Annotated in this window: 19 protein-coding genes and 3 tRNA genes; 6 read left to right on the plus strand and 16 right to left on the minus strand. The window is 36.0% G+C overall.

Features of this window, described 5'->3' with window-relative positions:
- Positions 1–98: 98 nt before the first annotated feature.
- The 3 genes from CXF59_RS04950 to CXF59_RS04960 all read right to left on the minus strand — a co-directional run bounded on the left by CXF59_RS04950 (position 99) and on the right by CXF59_RS04960 (position 408).
- Positions 99–181, minus strand: a tRNA-Leu gene (locus CXF59_RS04950).
- 43 nt (positions 182–224) lie between these two features.
- A tRNA-Lys gene (locus tag CXF59_RS04955) sits at positions 225–297 on the minus strand.
- A gap of 38 nt (positions 298–335) precedes the next feature.
- Positions 336–408 (minus strand) — tRNA-Lys (locus CXF59_RS04960).
- 126 nt (positions 409–534) lie between these two features.
- Here CXF59_RS04960 and CXF59_RS04965 point away from each other — a divergent pair.
- Positions 535–1053 (plus strand): shikimate kinase, encoded by a 519-nt coding sequence (locus tag CXF59_RS04965; protein WP_101136679.1) that lies wholly within the window; start codon positions 535–537, stop codon positions 1051–1053.
- Here the strand turns inward: CXF59_RS04965 and CXF59_RS04970 are convergent.
- Together CXF59_RS04970 and CXF59_RS04975 are read right to left on the minus strand one after the other, a co-directional pair.
- Positions 1045–1545, minus strand: a complete 501-nt coding sequence (locus tag CXF59_RS04970; RefSeq protein WP_101136680.1) for a phosphoribosyltransferase domain-containing protein — start codon at positions 1543–1545, stop codon at positions 1045–1047. The genes CXF59_RS04965 and CXF59_RS04970 overlap by 9 nt on opposite strands.
- A 45-nt stretch (positions 1546–1590) precedes the next feature.
- The gene (locus tag CXF59_RS04975; protein WP_101136682.1) at positions 1591–1983 is read right to left on the minus strand and encodes an RNA-binding S4 domain-containing protein; all 393 of its coding nucleotides are present in this window, start codon (positions 1981–1983) and stop codon (positions 1591–1593) included.
- 78 nt (positions 1984–2061) lie between these two features.
- Here CXF59_RS04975 and CXF59_RS04980 point away from each other — a divergent pair, with 78 nt between their 5' ends.
- A complete protein-coding gene (locus tag CXF59_RS04980; RefSeq protein WP_101136683.1) occupies positions 2062–3054 on the plus strand; it encodes an FKBP-type peptidyl-prolyl cis-trans isomerase in 993 nt (330 codons plus the stop codon).
- Between the two features lie 72 nt (positions 3055–3126).
- Here the strand turns inward: CXF59_RS04980 and CXF59_RS04985 are convergent, their stop codons facing one another.
- Positions 3127–4080, minus strand: coding sequence for a transketolase family protein (locus CXF59_RS04985; RefSeq protein ID WP_101136685.1), 954 nt, complete (start codon positions 4078–4080; stop codon positions 3127–3129).
- Between the two features lie 80 nt (positions 4081–4160).
- Positions 4161–5015 (minus strand): transketolase, encoded by an 855-nt coding sequence (locus CXF59_RS04990; protein ID WP_101136687.1) that lies wholly within the window; start codon positions 5013–5015, stop codon positions 4161–4163.
- Positions 5016–5223: 208 nt separating this feature from the next.
- Here CXF59_RS04990 and CXF59_RS04995 point away from each other — a divergent pair, with 208 nt between their 5' ends.
- Together CXF59_RS04995 and CXF59_RS05000 are read left to right on the plus strand one after the other, a co-directional pair.
- Positions 5224–5805 carry a Crp/Fnr family transcriptional regulator gene (locus CXF59_RS04995; RefSeq protein WP_101136688.1) on the plus strand — a complete coding sequence of 194 codons (582 nt, stop codon included), beginning with the start codon at positions 5224–5226 and terminating at the stop codon, positions 5803–5805.
- A gap of 90 nt (positions 5806–5895) precedes the next feature.
- Complete coding sequence (locus CXF59_RS05000; protein WP_101136690.1) at positions 5896–6411, plus strand: hypothetical protein; 516 nt, start codon at positions 5896–5898, stop codon at positions 6409–6411.
- A 423-nt stretch (positions 6412–6834) separates the two neighbouring features.
- Here CXF59_RS05000 and CXF59_RS05005 read toward each other — a convergent pair whose 3' ends face one another.
- From CXF59_RS05005 to CXF59_RS05040, 7 genes are all read right to left on the minus strand, one after another.
- The gene (locus CXF59_RS05005; RefSeq protein WP_101136692.1) at positions 6835–7047 is read right to left on the minus strand and encodes a hypothetical protein; all 213 of its coding nucleotides are present in this window, start codon (positions 7045–7047) and stop codon (positions 6835–6837) included.
- Positions 7048–7082: 35 nt separating this feature from the next.
- On the minus strand, positions 7083–7394 hold the full coding sequence (locus tag CXF59_RS05010; RefSeq protein ID WP_101136693.1) for a rhodanese-like domain-containing protein: 312 nt from the start codon (positions 7392–7394) through the stop codon (positions 7083–7085).
- 539 nt (positions 7395–7933) lie between these two features.
- Positions 7934–8500 carry a ferritin-like domain-containing protein gene (locus CXF59_RS05020; protein ID WP_101136695.1) on the minus strand — a complete coding sequence of 189 codons (567 nt, stop codon included), beginning with the start codon at positions 8498–8500 and terminating at the stop codon, positions 7934–7936.
- A gap of 362 nt (positions 8501–8862) precedes the next feature.
- The gene (locus CXF59_RS05025) at positions 8863–9279 is read right to left on the minus strand and encodes a DUF1003 domain-containing protein (protein ID WP_101136697.1); all 417 of its coding nucleotides are present in this window, start codon (positions 9277–9279) and stop codon (positions 8863–8865) included.
- 33 nt (positions 9280–9312) lie between these two features.
- Positions 9313–9552, minus strand: coding sequence for a DUF1622 domain-containing protein (locus CXF59_RS15670; RefSeq protein WP_157824521.1), 240 nt, complete (start codon positions 9550–9552; stop codon positions 9313–9315).
- Between the two features lie 161 nt (positions 9553–9713).
- Positions 9714–10457 (minus strand): hypothetical protein, encoded by a 744-nt coding sequence (locus CXF59_RS05035; protein ID WP_101136700.1) that lies wholly within the window; start codon positions 10455–10457, stop codon positions 9714–9716.
- A 192-nt stretch (positions 10458–10649) separates the two neighbouring features.
- The gene (locus CXF59_RS05040; protein ID WP_101136774.1) at positions 10650–11204 is read right to left on the minus strand and encodes an alpha/beta hydrolase; all 555 of its coding nucleotides are present in this window, start codon (positions 11202–11204) and stop codon (positions 10650–10652) included.
- A 269-nt stretch (positions 11205–11473) separates the two neighbouring features.
- Here CXF59_RS05040 and CXF59_RS05045 point away from each other — a divergent pair, with 269 nt between their 5' ends.
- Positions 11474–12313: an alpha/beta hydrolase gene (locus tag CXF59_RS05045; protein WP_101136702.1), complete on the plus strand. Its 840-nt coding sequence runs from the start codon at positions 11474–11476 to the stop codon at positions 12311–12313.
- Positions 12314–12421: 108 nt separating this feature from the next.
- Positions 12422–12886, plus strand: coding sequence for a hypothetical protein (locus CXF59_RS05050; protein WP_232758658.1), 465 nt, complete (start codon positions 12422–12424; stop codon positions 12884–12886).
- A 184-nt stretch (positions 12887–13070) separates the two neighbouring features.
- On the opposite strand, the gene CXF59_RS05055 is transcribed toward CXF59_RS05050, so the two are convergent.
- Together CXF59_RS05055 and CXF59_RS05060 are read right to left on the minus strand one after the other, a co-directional pair.
- Positions 13071–14471 (minus strand): pitrilysin family protein, encoded by a 1401-nt coding sequence (locus CXF59_RS05055; protein ID WP_232758661.1) that lies wholly within the window; start codon positions 14469–14471, stop codon positions 13071–13073.
- Between the two features lie 4 nt (positions 14472–14475).
- Positions 14476–15789, minus strand: coding sequence for a pitrilysin family protein (locus tag CXF59_RS05060; protein ID WP_101136707.1), 1314 nt, complete (start codon positions 15787–15789; stop codon positions 14476–14478).
- Between the last annotated feature and the right edge of the window lie 393 nt (positions 15790–16182).

The raw sequence follows: 16182 nt of genomic DNA on the forward strand, positions 1-16182 counted from the left end.
AAACTAGTAAGTATCACTATTGATATGTATATTTTAACTAGTAGATATAAAAAAAGCACCCGATTGGGTGCTTTTAGCTATTAATTACTAGTAAATAGTGACCACGGTGGGATTCGAACCCACACGCCCTTGCGAGCACCAGCCCCTCAAGCTGGCAAGTCTACCGTTTCTCCACGTGGCCTAAAAATAAAAAAGGTCAAGTAATAAATTACTCGACCTTTTAGTGACCCGACTGGGGCTCGAACCCAGGACCCCATCATTAAAAGTGATGTGCTCTACCAACTGAGCTATCGAGTCAATGCTTCAAGGAAATTATGTGTTGATCACTTAAATTGTGACCCGACTGGGGCTCGAACCCAGGACCCCATCATTAAAAGTGATGTGCTCTACCAACTGAGCTATCGAGTCATATTCTTGCCTTGAATGCGGGTGCAAATATAAGGACTTAATTTGGAGTTTTCCAAGTATTTTTAGTTTAAATTTGTCTTTTTTTAACAATAAATCTTAACGCCTTAGTTTAGAAGGTTTTATTCTATGAGAAAAATTATATTATTAGGTTATATGGGCTGCGGGAAGTCTACCATTGCTCAGGCACTGTCGACAATCATAAGGGTGCCGTTCGTCGATTTGGACAAATATATTGAAGAAAAAGCGAGTTTATCGATAAATGCTATTTTTGAACAGCAGGGCGAAATCAAATTTAGGAAGATGGAGCATGAAGCTTTTGTGGATTTATTAAATGCTCCCGGGGATATGATTATTGGCCTTGGTGGAGGAACTCCCTGTTATGCCAATAACCACGAACTGTTAAATGGTGAAAATGTACTGTCGATCTATTTGAGAGCATCAATTGATACCTTATATAATAGATTGGTTGCTAATAAAAGCAAAAGACCCCTACTTGCCAGCAAAAGTGATGCTGAAATGAAGGAGTTTATTGCTGTGCATCTTTTTGAAAGAAGTTTTTATTACAATCAGGCGCAATATAAGGTTGCTGTGGATGGTAAAACTGTCGATCAGACGGTTTCGGACGTTCTTGCAATTTTAACTTAAATAGGCATAGCTATTTTCGTTTTCATCAAAAACGACCTGAACGTGTTCTAATAGTGATGTGGATAGCGAAATTCCTTTGAAATCGGCTTTTACGGGATACTTTTTATGATTCCTATCTACTAGAACCGCTGTCTTGAATTTTTTCAATGGAACATCTAAAAAGTGCCTAATAGCATAGATTAAAGTAGTTCCTGAGTTTAAGACATCATCTACAAGGATTAATCCCTTGTTTGCATATTCTTCTTTTGTCAGAGAGGTCTGTACTGACAGTTCTGGGTTGATTTTGTTGATTGTAACTTCGCACAGCGAAACTTTTAAGGTAGAAATGCTTTGCAGCTCTTTGGCTATTTTTTCTGCAAAAACGAATCCATTGCTTGCAATTCCGGCAAGAACAACTTCATTTTCATCTACAAACGTCTCATAGATCTGGTAGGCTATTCTCTTTATTTTATGTTCAATTTCTTGATTGGTTAAAATGATATTTTTGCTCATTTTTTTAGTTTAAAGTGAGGTTTAAGAAGAGTAAAAGCGTTGAAACTACTTATCTTCGTCTCCCTCGGTTTTTATTTCATTTCCAAACTCGTCGATATCTCTTCTATCTTTTTTGGTAGGTCTTCCGGTACCATTTTTTCGATAATGCTGCTTTGATAATTTCAATAGTTCCAGATGCTGGTATGCCTCTGCAGAAGTGTCATTTCTTCTGTACATATCAACCAGTTTTGCCCCTACACGGCTTTCCGGAATGTCTATTACGGTCAGGATTTGCGTGATTTGGTCTTTTCTAAAGGTGATTTTATCAGTCGGGAAAACCTCCTTTGATGGTTTGGCAACAAGGCCGTTTACAGTGACATGATTTTTTTTACATGCTTCTGTTACCATGTTTCTGGTCTTGTAATATCGGACACACCATAAATATTTATCTATTCTCATAATAATTCTAAAATCGGAGTTAAATAGTTTACAAAAATCAATCAATATTGTATCTTGCGCACTTAAAAATCAGCTATAATGAACAAATTTAAGTATTATTTTATTTTATCAATTACAACACTCTCTTTATTTTCATGTTCAAAAAATAATGATTCAGCCGAAGTTACTCCGCCAAGAGATTTTGCGGTACAATACACTACAGACATTACAGATATTGAAGAATATTTAAAAACATACTATATTACGGTTACTGATAACCCAGGAGCTCCTAATGATCAGGATGTAGAATTTACTAAGATTCCTGTTGGAGGAACTCAACCTTCTATTATGTCTTATAACGGCAAATCAACTTTCCCGAAATTGTTGAGTAGAGATGTAAACCTTCATGATATTACTTATAAATTGTATTATTTGGTATTAAGAGAAGGAACGGGTACTGCGCCTTGTAATGTAGATGCCGTTTTAGCATCTTATAAAGGTGATTATTTAGAGCAAACTTTGGCATCAAGTGTTACTACATTAACGGCTACGCAGTTTGAAGAAGTGAAGTATCCACAGCAAATGTTAAGCTTGTTTAGCACTATAAAAGGTTGGAGTGAGATTTTCCCGCAGTTCAAGACAGGTACTTCACAACCAAACGACGCTGATGGAACAGTAACGCATAAGGATTTTGGTGCGGGAGTAATGTTTATTCCTTCCGGGTTGGGTTATTATGCCTCGGGAAGTGGCACTATTCCTTCTTATTCACCTTTAGTGTTTAGCTTTAAATTATATGCACTGCAACGATTAGATCAAGATAACGATGGAGTACCTTCTTATCAAGAGGACATTAATGGAGATGGTTATGTGAGAATTTTGGCAACTGGTGTATTGAATCCTGATGATACCGATGGAGATGGTATCCCTAACTTTGCAGATGTTGATGATGACGGTGATGGCTATGGGACAAAAATTGAAATTAAGAATCCTGCAACCGGATTGTCTTATCTTTTTGCTGATATTCCAAGTTGTAGTGGTAATACTGCCGATCCGGCGAGATTAAAAAAACATTTAGATAAAAATTGTCACTAATAAAATTTGGTGATAAATAAAAAACCCCATTCGCATAGCGAATGGGGTTTTTTTTATCATAAAAAAAGAAGGTTATTTTCTTTTGATAACTCTTTCTACAGCTTCAACAATCGCTTGATTGTTTAATTTGTATTTTTCCATTAATTGTGCCGGTGTTCCTGATTCTCCAAAGCTGTCATTAACCGCAACAAACTCTTGTGGAGCAGGATTGTTCAATGCTAATACTCTTGATACGCTTTCGCCAAGACCACCAAGGATGTTGTGCTCTTCGGCAGTAACGATACATTTTGTTTTAGCCAAAGATTTTAGAATTGCTTCTTCGTCCAATGGTTTGATTGTATGTATGTTGATTACTTCAGCAGAAATTCCTTTTGCTTCTAATGCTTCAGCGGCTATAAGTGCTTCCCAAACTAGGTGCCCAGTCGCTACGATTGTTACGTCTGTTCCTTCGCTTAGCATGATTGCTTTCCCAATTACAAAAGCTTCGTCAGCAGGCATAAAGTTAGGGACAACAGGACGTCCAAAACGCAAATAAGCTGGTCCATGATGATCGGCAAGCGCTAAAGTAGCTGCTTTCGTTTGATTGTAATCACAGGTGTTGATTACCGTCATTCCAGGTAGCATTTTCATTAAACCGATGTCTTCCAGTATTTGGTGTGTAGCACCATCTTCTCCTAATGTTAAACCGGCGTGTGAAGCACAGATTTTCACGTTTTTATCAGAGTAAGCAACTGATTGACGAATTTGGTCATATACTCTTCCTGTAGAAAAGTTTGCGAAAGTTCCTGTAAAAGGAATTTTACCTCCAATGGTTAATCCTGCGGCAATTCCAATCATGTTTGCTTCCGCAATTCCGATTTGGAAAAAACGCTCTGGGTGATTTTTCTTAAAATCGTCAAATTTTAACGATCCAATTAAATCAGCACAAAGTGCCACCACGTTTTCGTTTTTCTGACCTAGCTCAGTCATTCCCGCTCCAAAACCGGAACGCGTATCTTTACTTCCTGTGTTTATATAGTTTTTCATTATTTTTTTAATTGAAAGATGAAAAAATTGAAATATTAAAAATTCTGTATTCAGAAATTAGTAATCAACAATCTTAATTCTTAATAGTCTAATTCTCCTCCTGTATTGTTGTTTTGTGCCAAAGCATTTTCCAGTTGAGCATCATTGGGTGCTTTTCCGTGCCAAGCATGAGTATGCATCATGAAATCCACACCACTCCCCATTTCAGTATGCAATAGCACACAAACTGGTTTACCTTTTCCTGTTCTGGATTTTGCTTCCGTCATCCCAGCTAAGATAGCTTCGATGTTGTTTCCTTCTTTGATGTCAAGAACATCCCAGTCAAAAGCTTCAAATTTAGCTCGGATACTTCCCATTGGTAAAACTTCATCAGTAGAACCATCAATTTGTTTTCCGTTCAAATCGATTGTAGCAATAAGGTTGTCTACTTTTTTAGCAGAGGCATACATGATTGCTTCCCAGTTTTGACCTTCTTGCAATTCACCGTCACCATGAAGGGTATAAATTAAATGGTTGTCATTGTTCAATTTTTTAGCTTGAGCAGCTCCAATACCTACAGACATTCCTTGTCCAAGAGAACCAGATGCGATTCTAACTCCTGGTAAAGCGTCGTGAGTAGTTGGGTGTCCTTGTAATCTTGAATTGATTAGACGGAAGGTAGCTAGTTCCGAAACTGGAAAATAACCACTTCTTGCCAAAACGCTGTAGAAAACTGGTGAGATATGTCCATTTGAAAGGAAGAAAAGGTCTTCTCCAATTCCGTCCATATCAAAACCTTCTTTTCGGTCCATTAGATTTTGGTATAAGGTTACCATAAATTCAGTACAACCAAGAGATCCTCCCGGATGACCTGAGTTTACATTATGTACCATTCGAAGGATATCTCTTCTTACTTGGATAGTTAAATCCTTTAATTGTTGTGTGTTACGCTTCATTTTGTGTGTAAAAGTTAAACTGCGCCAAAGGTAATTTTTATTTTGCCGTAAGACAAATGATTTTTGATTTTGTTAGAATGGCTATTTGTGGCATCATTAGGCGGAAATAAGAGTCGTAACGGTCTCTTTTTTAGGATTTAGTTTTTCTAGGGTAATCATTTTTACCGTTGATTTTTTTAATTGATTTAGTAATTATTATCTTGCGAAGATGTATGAACAATTATCAAGAAGTATTGGCCAGAAAGTTACACTAACGGCAGAAGAGTTTGACGTGTGTAAGACTTTTTTTATTCCAAAGAAATTACGGAAAAAACAAACTTTGCTATTAGAAGGGGACGTTTGTACTTATAATGCCTTTATTGAGAAAGGTATTTTGCGTTCGTATACTACCGATGAAAAAGGAAATGAACACATCATGCAGTTTGCTTTTGAGGGCTGGTGGATCACTGATTTGTCGAGCTTTTTAATGGGGAAGCATTCAACCTATACGATTGAAGCCATTGAAGATTCGGAACTGTTGTTGTTAACTGTAGCTGCAAGAGAGGAATTAATGAATGCACTACCGGTATTTGAACGCTACCAAAGAATTTTGTTGGAAAACGCCTATATTGCTTTGCAGGTAAGAGTAAATTCCGCTTTGACTGCAACTGCTGAAGAGAAATACATTAAACTCACTAACGCTTACCCTGATATTATATCGCTTGTGCCCCAACACATGATTGCTTCCTACCTTGGTCTCACCCCGGAAACGCTAAGTCGTGTGAGGAAACAAATTACACTTCGTAAATAAAATTGATTTAGATCAATGGCATTTCTTGTTCTATCTCAATGGAACGAGGCTTCTTCCTGCTGTATATTTGCATCAGTAAAAACAAGAACAATGCAAAATGTAACAACTATCGCCGTGATTGGTGCTTCCGAGGAAAGAAATTTTCCGATACTCAAAGAATTATCGGAGCGTTACCACCTTTTATTATTTGACAAAAATGAAAAAGCACTTTTAGACATTCATGAGAGACTTGTGGCACAAAATCGCCATGGCTATATCGAGAAAATGAATTGTGCCGTAAATGCAAGCTGGGAAGCAGACATCATTATTCTTTCCGGTATTTATGTCAATGATCAAGATGCTATCGAAAAAATTAAGGAAGTTGCTACCGCAAAAATTATCATTATTATGGAAAATGAAGATGATTTTACTAAATCGATAAGCCGCCAGCTGAGTTTTGATCTTATTTTCCCTCATTCTAAAATTGTAGAAATCATCAATGTCTCTACAGATAAGATGGCAGAAAAAGAATTTCTTTTGGAAGGTCATGATTCAAAAGCTTTGGATACCGTTTCAGGTATTTTTGATAGATGTGGCTTTACCACGTTCGTATCTCAGTTAAACTAATTATTAATAAAGGGTGTACCAAAGAAACCGGCAATCAAGTTATAGAGGCAGATGATGCTGATATCATATCTTACGGAGTGCACTTTAACGATAATCTTGATTTAGTGTAACACTTTACGATAGAGGTTCCTTTAAACAAAGCGGAATTACTTTTATATTTTTACCGCTAAGGGATATAATCATTATCCAAAAATGGAAGTGTAATTTTTTATGAATATTTAATTTGTTGAATGGTTTATAGTTTTTAGTGTCGAATACTAATTATGCAGCGTAGGTATTTCTTCGTGCTAACTCTTAGACGATAATAATATAAAAAGCCCCAATTTGGGGCTTTTTATATACATGTATTTTAAATGCTTCAGTATCAAATGATACTTTATGACTATGTTTTTCATGAGTAGTGCATATAAGAAAATAAATGATTTATTTTGTGGTTATTTCTTCATACTCCACATCCTCCGCAGTGTCATTATTCTTTTTCTTCAACGGTAGTGCACAACCATACGCTCCACCGCAGCCAGAATTTGTAAAGACCTGGTATAGTAAAAAACCGGCTAAAAGACCGGAAAGAATACTTTGGGTTTGATACGTTTGTATCCCAATATAAACCCCAAGAGTAAGATGGACAAAACGCACGAAGTGCCAATCATTTAATAAGGTTTATATATTCATTATATTTTTTTTTGTAAACTACTCCAGCCTCCGCCGTTATGTACTTGTGCAAAGCCATTCGATTTTAAAGTGCTTTTTGCGGAAGCACTTCTCATCCCTGAAGCACAGCAGGTAATAATAGTAGCGTCTTTTTTTAATTTTGCAATATGTGTTGAAAGATCATTTAACGGAGCATTTATTGAACCTTTTATGTGTCCCTGTTTGTACTCTCCGGGGCTACGAACATCCAGAATTACAGCCCCTTGTTTTACTAAATCAGCGTAGTCTACTTTAGGTCCTAGACCAAATATTTTTTTTAATGTGTTTATCATCTTACTTTGTTGCTTGCGATTTATAATAATTTACGTCTAACCAACCACCACCATTGTAACATTCGATTCCAAGTTCTGAAAGGAATTGTTGCGCCTGTCCGCTTCTGTTTCCAGAGGCGCAACATAGTACCAGAGGCGCTTTCAGTTTTTTAATTCTTCGACTCTTTCCGGTATTTCATTTAACGGAATGTTAATGGATCCCCACTACGTTACCTCCCATAAACTCACCGTAAGAACGGACATCTATAATAGTCCCTTCATTTTCTTCGATTATTTTTTCTAAGCTCATTTTGTTTAATTTATAGGGTTTGAATTACTCTGAAAAGTAATCCTATTGTTCAATTGTATTTATGCTTTATTCTAATTTGATAAGGCAAAAGTAAGACAAAGGAAAAGGCTTATTAGTAACTTGTGTTACACAAGCAAATAATTAACGTTCAATAGTTAAAACTCGTTCAATTGGTTCGCACTGGAATAGTGTCCACAAAAAAAGCCTGTAAAGAACAGGCTTTTAATATAATTTGTTTTTAGTTCAAGAATTACATCTTTGGATTTGTGAGGGCACCCGCTTTAAAAGCTTGGCTGTTAATGGAAGTCATCGCTAGCTTAGTTAATACAGCATCTGCTTTTTTCTCTTCATCAAGAGTCATTGCTAATAAATCAGCTGCTTTGTTTTCTCCCATTGTTTTTGCAAAGGCGTGTAAAGTACCATAAGTTGCAATTTGATAATGTTTTATCTTTTGTTCAGAAGCGATTAAACTGGCATCACGAACAATACCTTGATCTGTTTTGTTGATTATATCATCACTCTCTTTTAGTATCCCTTCCATCGCATCACATTTTTTTGCAGCGGGTTTAATACCAGTAACTTCGAATATTTTTTCCAAACGGGAAATGTGTTCGTTTGTTTCCGTCAAATGTTTATTTAAAGTCGTAACCAATTCTGGAGTGGAAGCATTTTTCGCCATTTTCGGAAGTGTTTTACTCAATACTTTTTCTGCATAATAAATATCTTTCAATCCCACTTCAAATAAATCTCTCAATCCATGAGCTGCATTTTTTTTTGCTTTTGTAACTTCTACTTTTTTTGCTGTTGGAGTTGCCATAATAATTGATTTTAAATATTAATATTTTCCTTTTTCTTAAATTAAAATTAAAAAATATAATCTGTAAATAATTGTTAATTAACTAAATAAGTTTAAAAAGGAGGTTTTTTAACTAAAAATAATAAGGGGTTTCTTTAAAATAAAATTTCCTGGTTTTTGCAGGTGCATTTCTATTTTTTTGGTTGCGACCAAAGTAAAAAGAGTAATTATTACTTTAAAATATATAGGAAGGAGTGGATTTAACAGTTTCATATAACAAAGAAAGCCCATTTATGCCTTAGTGATAGGGGCTAAATGGGCTTCGTTTTTTAAGTAAAAATCACGAAACAATTAAAATCCGATTGGTTGTTTTTTTCCTTTAATTAAGTCTGTTTTTCCAATTGTTCTAACATTCTGATTATTTTGTCTAATTTGTCAACTTCAATACTATTTAGCTTTCTTGTCAGTGCTTCTATTTCAAGTTTCGCATCTACATTAGTCTGGTAATCTGCTTGGGCTTGTGTTCTGTCTCTTTCGTTTTGTCTGTTTTGGGCCATCATTATGATTGGAGCGGCATAAGCGGCTTGTGTTGAGAATACCAGATTAAGTAAAATAAAGGGGTAGACGTCCCAATGTTTAGTAAAAGCAATAAGGTTTAATGTCATCCAAAGAACGACTAATATCGTTTGTACAATTATGAATTTCCAGGATCCCATACTTTTTGCCACGGCATCAGCCAGGCGGCTCCCAAATCCTAAAGTTTCAAAATGTTTATCATGCCAATTTTTTCTTGCTAACATAGTACGGTTATTTGATAAAGAGTTATTAATTTATTAGATTTTATTTTTTTGCCATGGAAATTCGTTTTTGAGTTCGGCCTCTAATGATAGGCTTATAATGGTCCTGATAATTACAACTAAGCATAAAACAGATACTGATTCTAATGTAGGCTCTGTTGCTACTATGGCCATTATGTCTGAGGCGATTAATATTTCCAGTACTAAAAGTATCCATTTGCCTAGTGTTTGTATTAATTCAGTAGAAGGTTCTGGTTTTCTTTTGTAAAATGACACTAGGGAGCTTACTAAGGGAATAAAGTACGCCCGTGAAAATAGTAATACGCCCTATGATTTCAATAAATGTCGCGATATAGTTTATAAATATTTTGCTGTTTTCCATTTTGCCTAGATATTAAAGTCCGCTATTAGAAGTATTTGAATGATTTACTATCCGTTTATTTACTTACTACATTATGTCTTTTATGGGCTACAATTATAAGGATAGTCATTAATAGCAGTGAAACCAGTGAGGCGGCTAAAGTTCCTAAGTCTAACCCTCCTTTTGCAACCGGTTTTGTCAAAAAGTCCCCGAAGGTGGCACCAAAAGGTCTTGTGAAAATGAAAGCGACCCAAAAGAGCAGAATGTGGTTTATTTTTGTGGCATAATGTAAGGCTACAACAATCAGGATTACGCCTGCCGTAACAAGAGCTCCGTTCAAATAAGTCAGTCCAACCACATCACTTAAATAATCTCCAAAAGCTGTTCCTAAGCTATTTGAAAAAAGGATGGTTAACCAATAATAGATTTCCTTATTCCTGTCAGTAATGGGGTATACATTTAGATTCTTGAATTTTTGTTGCCAACGCAGCAATGTAAACGCTAAACAGGAAAACAAAATCACACTCCCAATACTATATCCTAGGTGTAAGCTTCTGTCAATGAAATCAGATATTTCTGTCCCTAGCGTTGTTGTCGCGATGATGACCATCCAATAGAAAACAGGAATATATTTTTCAGTAAATAATTGAATGGATAGCACCGCCAAAAAGAAAAGTAGCGTAACAAGTAGAGCAATTGTATAGCCGAACTGTTGCGTTTGTGCTATATAATCACCCAAAGTTTCTCCTAAGGTCGTCGCGATAATTTTCATTAACCAAAACAGTACTGTGATTTGAGCTACTTTATTTATTCTTTCCATATCCTAGAAATAGCTGTGCTTGACAGTGGGGATAAAATGCATCTAATTTATGAGTAAATATAGGGTAAACTTCGTTTGCTTGTACAAAAGGCTAAATAACGGGTAGGTCATTTTATTAGTTAGCTATAGCTGTAGACTGTAGTTTTAGTTATCTGTAAAGGTAACAGTCGTAACATTAATCGTAGGATGCTTTTATTTATTAGATTCTATTATTTGCACTAACGATTGCAGAATTTCTTGTCCTTCTTCCCAATATTCCAATTCTGATTCGGAATTCAGATGTCCTTTCTCTCCAATATTTATAAAGGAACTTCCCCATTTTTCAGCCAGGAACGCGGCTCTTTCTACTGAAATGTAGGGGTCATTAGAACTTGTGATTACAATGGAAGGATAATCAAGCTTTAATAAGGGAATGGGGGCGAAGTTTCTGATTTGCTCAGGGGTATGCTCTGGAGAATCTACATCTGCGGGTGCGACAAGCAAAGCGCCGGCTATCTTATGGGTTTTATTTTCTTTTGACCAATGGCTGATCAGTGAGCAGGAAAGGCTATGGGCAACGATAATGATTTCGCCTTCTGCAGATTCGATTGCAGTTTTGAGACTTTCCAACCAATCTTCTAAAAGAGGGTTGTCCCAATCCTTTTGAATCACTTTTTGGGCAGTTTCAAAATGCTGCAACCAATAGTTTTGCCAATGCGTCTCTGCTGAATCTCCTAAACCGGTAACGATTAAAATAGTGTGCTTCATGTCTTTCATTTTATTATAAAGTATAAGTCTGTATCCCAAAAAAAAGCAGCGTAGCTGTCTCTTCAAACACGGTTGCTATTGCCGGTGCTTTAGCGATAGTGTTGGTACAAGCATCCGTTTTAAATTATTGCTTTTAAATTACAAAGCTAATGAATTCCATTTCTTCCTGCGGTCATAATAGTTAATTTGATCAGGAATAAAAGCACAGGAAAGCCTTTTGAAATAATGGCGACTACTTTTTCTTTAATTTATATATTTGTAAAAAAAACATGCGTAATAAAATTGCTATACTCGTTCTCTTAAATAGTTTTTTGTTGGGCAGCTGTGCCTCAAAAAAAATTAAGGATGCCTCATATTTAGCACCTTCGAAAGAAAGCACAATAGCGGTACCGAAAATGAATATTTTTGTTCCCAGAAATTCAAAAACAAAACAGCTTCCCGTGTTGATTTTTGTACATGGAGGCTACTGGAATAGTGGACGAAAAGGAACTTATGATTTGTTAGGAAGAAACTTTGCAGGCAAGGGAGTAGTAACTGTTATTCCGGATTATACTTTGAGTCCAAATACGGATTATAACGGGATGGCCAAACAAATTGCTGCTGTAATTCAATGGACGAAAGACAGTATCGGTAAATTCAATGGTAATCCAAATGGAGTTTTTATAACTGGACATTCAGCAGGGGGACACCTGGGCGCATTGGCCGTTATGAATCCCAAGTATGGAATTGATCCTAAAAGTATTTCTGGAATCATTTTGAATGATGCCGCTGGATTAGATATGAAATATTATTTAGAAGAAAACCCACCTACTGCTGCACACAACTATATAACAACCTGGACTAGCTCACCCGCTAAGTGGCAGGATGCTTCACCCATTTATTTCTTGGACAAGAATACGCCTCCTTTTTTAATTTATGTAGGTGATAAAACTTATTCTTCCATCAAAACAACCAACAAGCGTTTTATCGATGCCTTGCATCCGTTTCAGCCAGAAGTTAAAGTAATACCATTGAACAAAAAGCATGTTCCGATGGTTACCCAGTATTTTTGGCCTTGGAGCAACCGACTTGATGAGGTAGTTGACTTTATGAAGAGTCACCTGAAATAAATGTTTTTTAAAATTAGTGAATAGTAAGGTAGGGTAAACTTGTTTACAGTTGTCTTACTAGTGAAGTTAACAATGAAATACTATTCTAATAATACTAATTTTAAATTTATGAAAACATTTAAAGCGGCATTAATACTATTGATTTTTTCTTTTGCGCCACATATGAAAGCGCAACAATCCAAAGCTAGTGATCAAGCCCAATTAGAGACAAAAAATAGTATGTCTTATTATCAGCGACGAGGTTTAGAAGATACTCAACATGAACAAGAGCTAGAGGTTAAAAGCAAAGCAGAGGAACGTACCTTTTGGGAAGAACAAAAACAATACGAAAAGGAATTAAAGAAAAATGATCGAAGAGCACATCGAGCGTATCTTCAAGGTAAAAAAGAGGGTTACGCAGCGCACTATAATTATTGTGACAGTCATTGTCATCATAGCGAGTACTGGTATCAGCATGCAGGATATTATTACTATGAATATCGAGAATCACGTTATGAAAATAGAGCTTATAGGACTACAGTGAATACACAAATAGGAGTGAGCGCACCTCAGGTAAGATTAGGTCTTTTTTAGTATAATTTGAATATAGAGTTTAGGAAGAGTGGCAATCAATTCAATAAAAAAGACCGCTTTTAAAGTAATTTAAAAGCGGTCTTTTGTGGCTATTTGGTAAGAATGTACTTAGTTAGGAAAAAAATATTTGATGAAATGTCTCTTTATTTTTTGCCATGGAATACCTAATTTATTGTCCTCGTAATTAAAGTCCGCTCTTTGGGCCATCCTTTATTTCCACTTCGGTCACTTTACCATATTTTTTCGCAATGTTTTTGATTTCATCTGCTTTTCCTACAAAAACAAATTGGAGGGTGTCTATAGGAAAATATTTAGCAATGATTTGGTTGGCTTTTGCCAAATCCAAGTCATTAACATTTTTTTCAAAATTGTTTATAAAAGATTTGTCAAAATCATACCAGAACATTTGTGTCAGTAAGCTGGCTTGTTGTTCGGTAGTTTCGTATCCTGGGGGAAACTGTCCTTTTACATAATTTTTAGCAGAAGCCAATGATTTTTCATCGATACCATTTTTATGCAACTTATTAAGGACTTCCAAGGCTTTATCGATAGCTGGCTCTGTAGTTTTTTCGGCTGTGAAAGTGCTGATTGCGAATGAACCTCCATTTTTTAAGGCATTAAATCGACTGCTTGCCCCATAAGTCAAACCAGAATTTACTCGCAATTCATCATTTAGCATAGACGTAAATCGTCCGCCAAAAAGGGTATTCACCACTTCAATGGCAACATAATCCGGATTATTTCTACTTACTCCTGGCGCACCGATATAAAAAGTTGTTTCCCTAGCATCTTCTTTATTTACGAGTAACACCCTGCTTTCTTGAGGGATGACAATCGCTTTTGAAGCAGGACTTTCTTCCTCTTTTACCGATTTCTCCCACTTCGAAAATAAGACAGTCAATGCAGCTTTCATTTCTTTGCTGTTGAAATCACCGACTACGCTGATCGCAGCATGGTCCGGATTGTAATTCATTTTGTAAAAAGTGCCGAGGTCATTTACTGTTAATTTACTCACGGTTGACTGATTACCAGTTATTATATTCCCATAGACATGGTCTCCGTATAGAATTGACTCAAAGTAAGCTCCTATAACAGATTGTGGACTTTCTTTTTGCTGCTCTAACCTAACCAATAACCTACTTTTCTCTTTTTCAAATTCGGAAGAGTCAAAAACAGGGTTAAGCAATACTTCTTTAATAATAGTCAGCACCTTGTCTTTATCTTTAGTTGCAAAGTGAGAGGAAAGTCCGGAGTATTCCTTAGATGCATAAGTGCTGACGTTGGCACCAATGAAATCGAGTTCTTCATCTAACTTTGCTTTTGTGAAATTTTTAGTGCCATGCTTTAAAGCTGTTGCGGTCAGTGAAGCAAGTCCAGATTTGTCTTTATCATTAATCGCGCCTGCAGGTATGAGTGCAGATACGCTGATGACTGGTACGTCATGCTGCTCCATCAGGAAAACAGTAAGGCCATTTGCTAATTTAAAAGTAGTGTAATCCGGTAATTTATAACTTTGGGCGGACAAGCTTATTTGTGTTAGTACAAGTAGGCATACCATTATGATTTTTTGGCTAATACTCTTCATATAATTAGTTTTCTACATTTGTTTTTAATACTCCCACTGTTCGGTTACTTTTTGTAAAATATTTTTTGGCTACGTTCTGTACATCAGCTATCGTAGTTTTATTGAAATTGGCTGGAGCATCAAACATTTTTTTATAATCACCAAAAAACACTTCATAAGTACCTATGTTATTGGACTTACCGTTGATGGTTTCTACTTGGTCGTAAAACTCCATCAATTTTTGGTTTTTTACTTTTTGCAATTCTGTTTCGCTAATGCCTTCTTTTTTTATTTTTTCAATCTCAGCATATATGGCATTCTCTAAAGCTGTTTCATTTACATTTTTATTGGCTACAGCATAGACATTGAAAAGATTAGGATCAAAGCTATCGCCATAATCTGTAAATACTTGCGTAGCAAGCTGTTTTTCATCTACGAGTGAAGCATACAATCGGGATGATTTGCCACTGGAAAGGATCGAACTGAGAATATTTAAGGCGTAGTAATCCTCGTGTTTGGTCTCAGGAGTATGATAACCAATCATAAGATAAGGAGTAGCTACTTCTTTTTGAACTGTGATTCTTCGTTCGCCAGTTTGTACTGGTTCTACAATATGGACTTGCGGTGGTGCTGGTTGAGCTGGAATTGGTTCGAAATATTTCTGTGCTAATCGTTTTACTTCTTCGGTTTTGATAGCACCACTAACGACAACAACACAGTTATTTGGTGCATAATATGTTTTAAAATAACGCTCCAAGTCTTGTTGGTTCCAATTTTTCATATCATCTTCATAACCCATCACCGGCCAGTGGTAGGGATGTTCTTGAAAGGCGGTTGCCTGCATGGATTGCGACAGCAGTCGCCAAGGAGAATTTTCAAGACCTGTACGACGTTCACTCAATACAACACCTCTTTCGCTTTCAACAATGCTAGGATCAATACTCAAGCTCGAAATGCGATCTGCTTCGAGGTCAAATATAACAGCAGCAGCTGAGGCAGGAAACCAATCTGTATACACGGTAACATTTTCAGTGGTATAGGCATTATTGGCCCCTCCATTGAATTCCATTGTTTGGTCAAATTGTTTTGGACCATACTTTTTTGCACCATTAAACATCATATGTTCAAAAAAATGAGAAAGACCAGTGATGCCTTGATATTCGTTGCGGCTCCCTACTTTGTAAAACAGATACATATTAGCGTTTGGGATAGAGAAGTCTTCTACAACCAATACTTTCATTCCGTTTTTGAGAGTAAAGGTGTTTACATCGTCTGCTTTCATTTGTGCTTTTCCTGTTAGGGCGAGCAAAAGAATAAGCGGTAGTATTATTTTTTTCATGCTGGGTAAATTAATTTTTAATCATCTAAAGTTCATTTATGTACCTATCTGTCCATAACGATACCTCTTTATTCTTTCGAAATTGACTGTTTTCATTAGGATTGATAAAAGTTTAACTGTGCTAACAAGACGTTAGTTTTTAGTAATTGTTACACTGATAAGGCGAAAAGAGTTATGATTTGTAAATTATCATTATACCGATTGTATCTTCTTCTAAGGCTTCAGTTTTAAATGTTCTTCATAATAATCATTAGGTACTTTGTTTTCATAGATATTATTGGTATTTGTACTGCGATGTATATATCTAATTTATAATATTATAGCGCTTATTTCAATAAAAAAGCCACCTATAAATTACTTTAAAAGCGGCTTCCTGTCTGGTTGTTTTTGAAG

Origin of the sequence: Flavobacterium sp. ALD4 (genome assembly GCF_002836475.1) — a bacterium.
In the GTDB taxonomy this organism is placed as follows: domain Bacteria; phylum Bacteroidota; class Bacteroidia; order Flavobacteriales; family Flavobacteriaceae; genus Flavobacterium.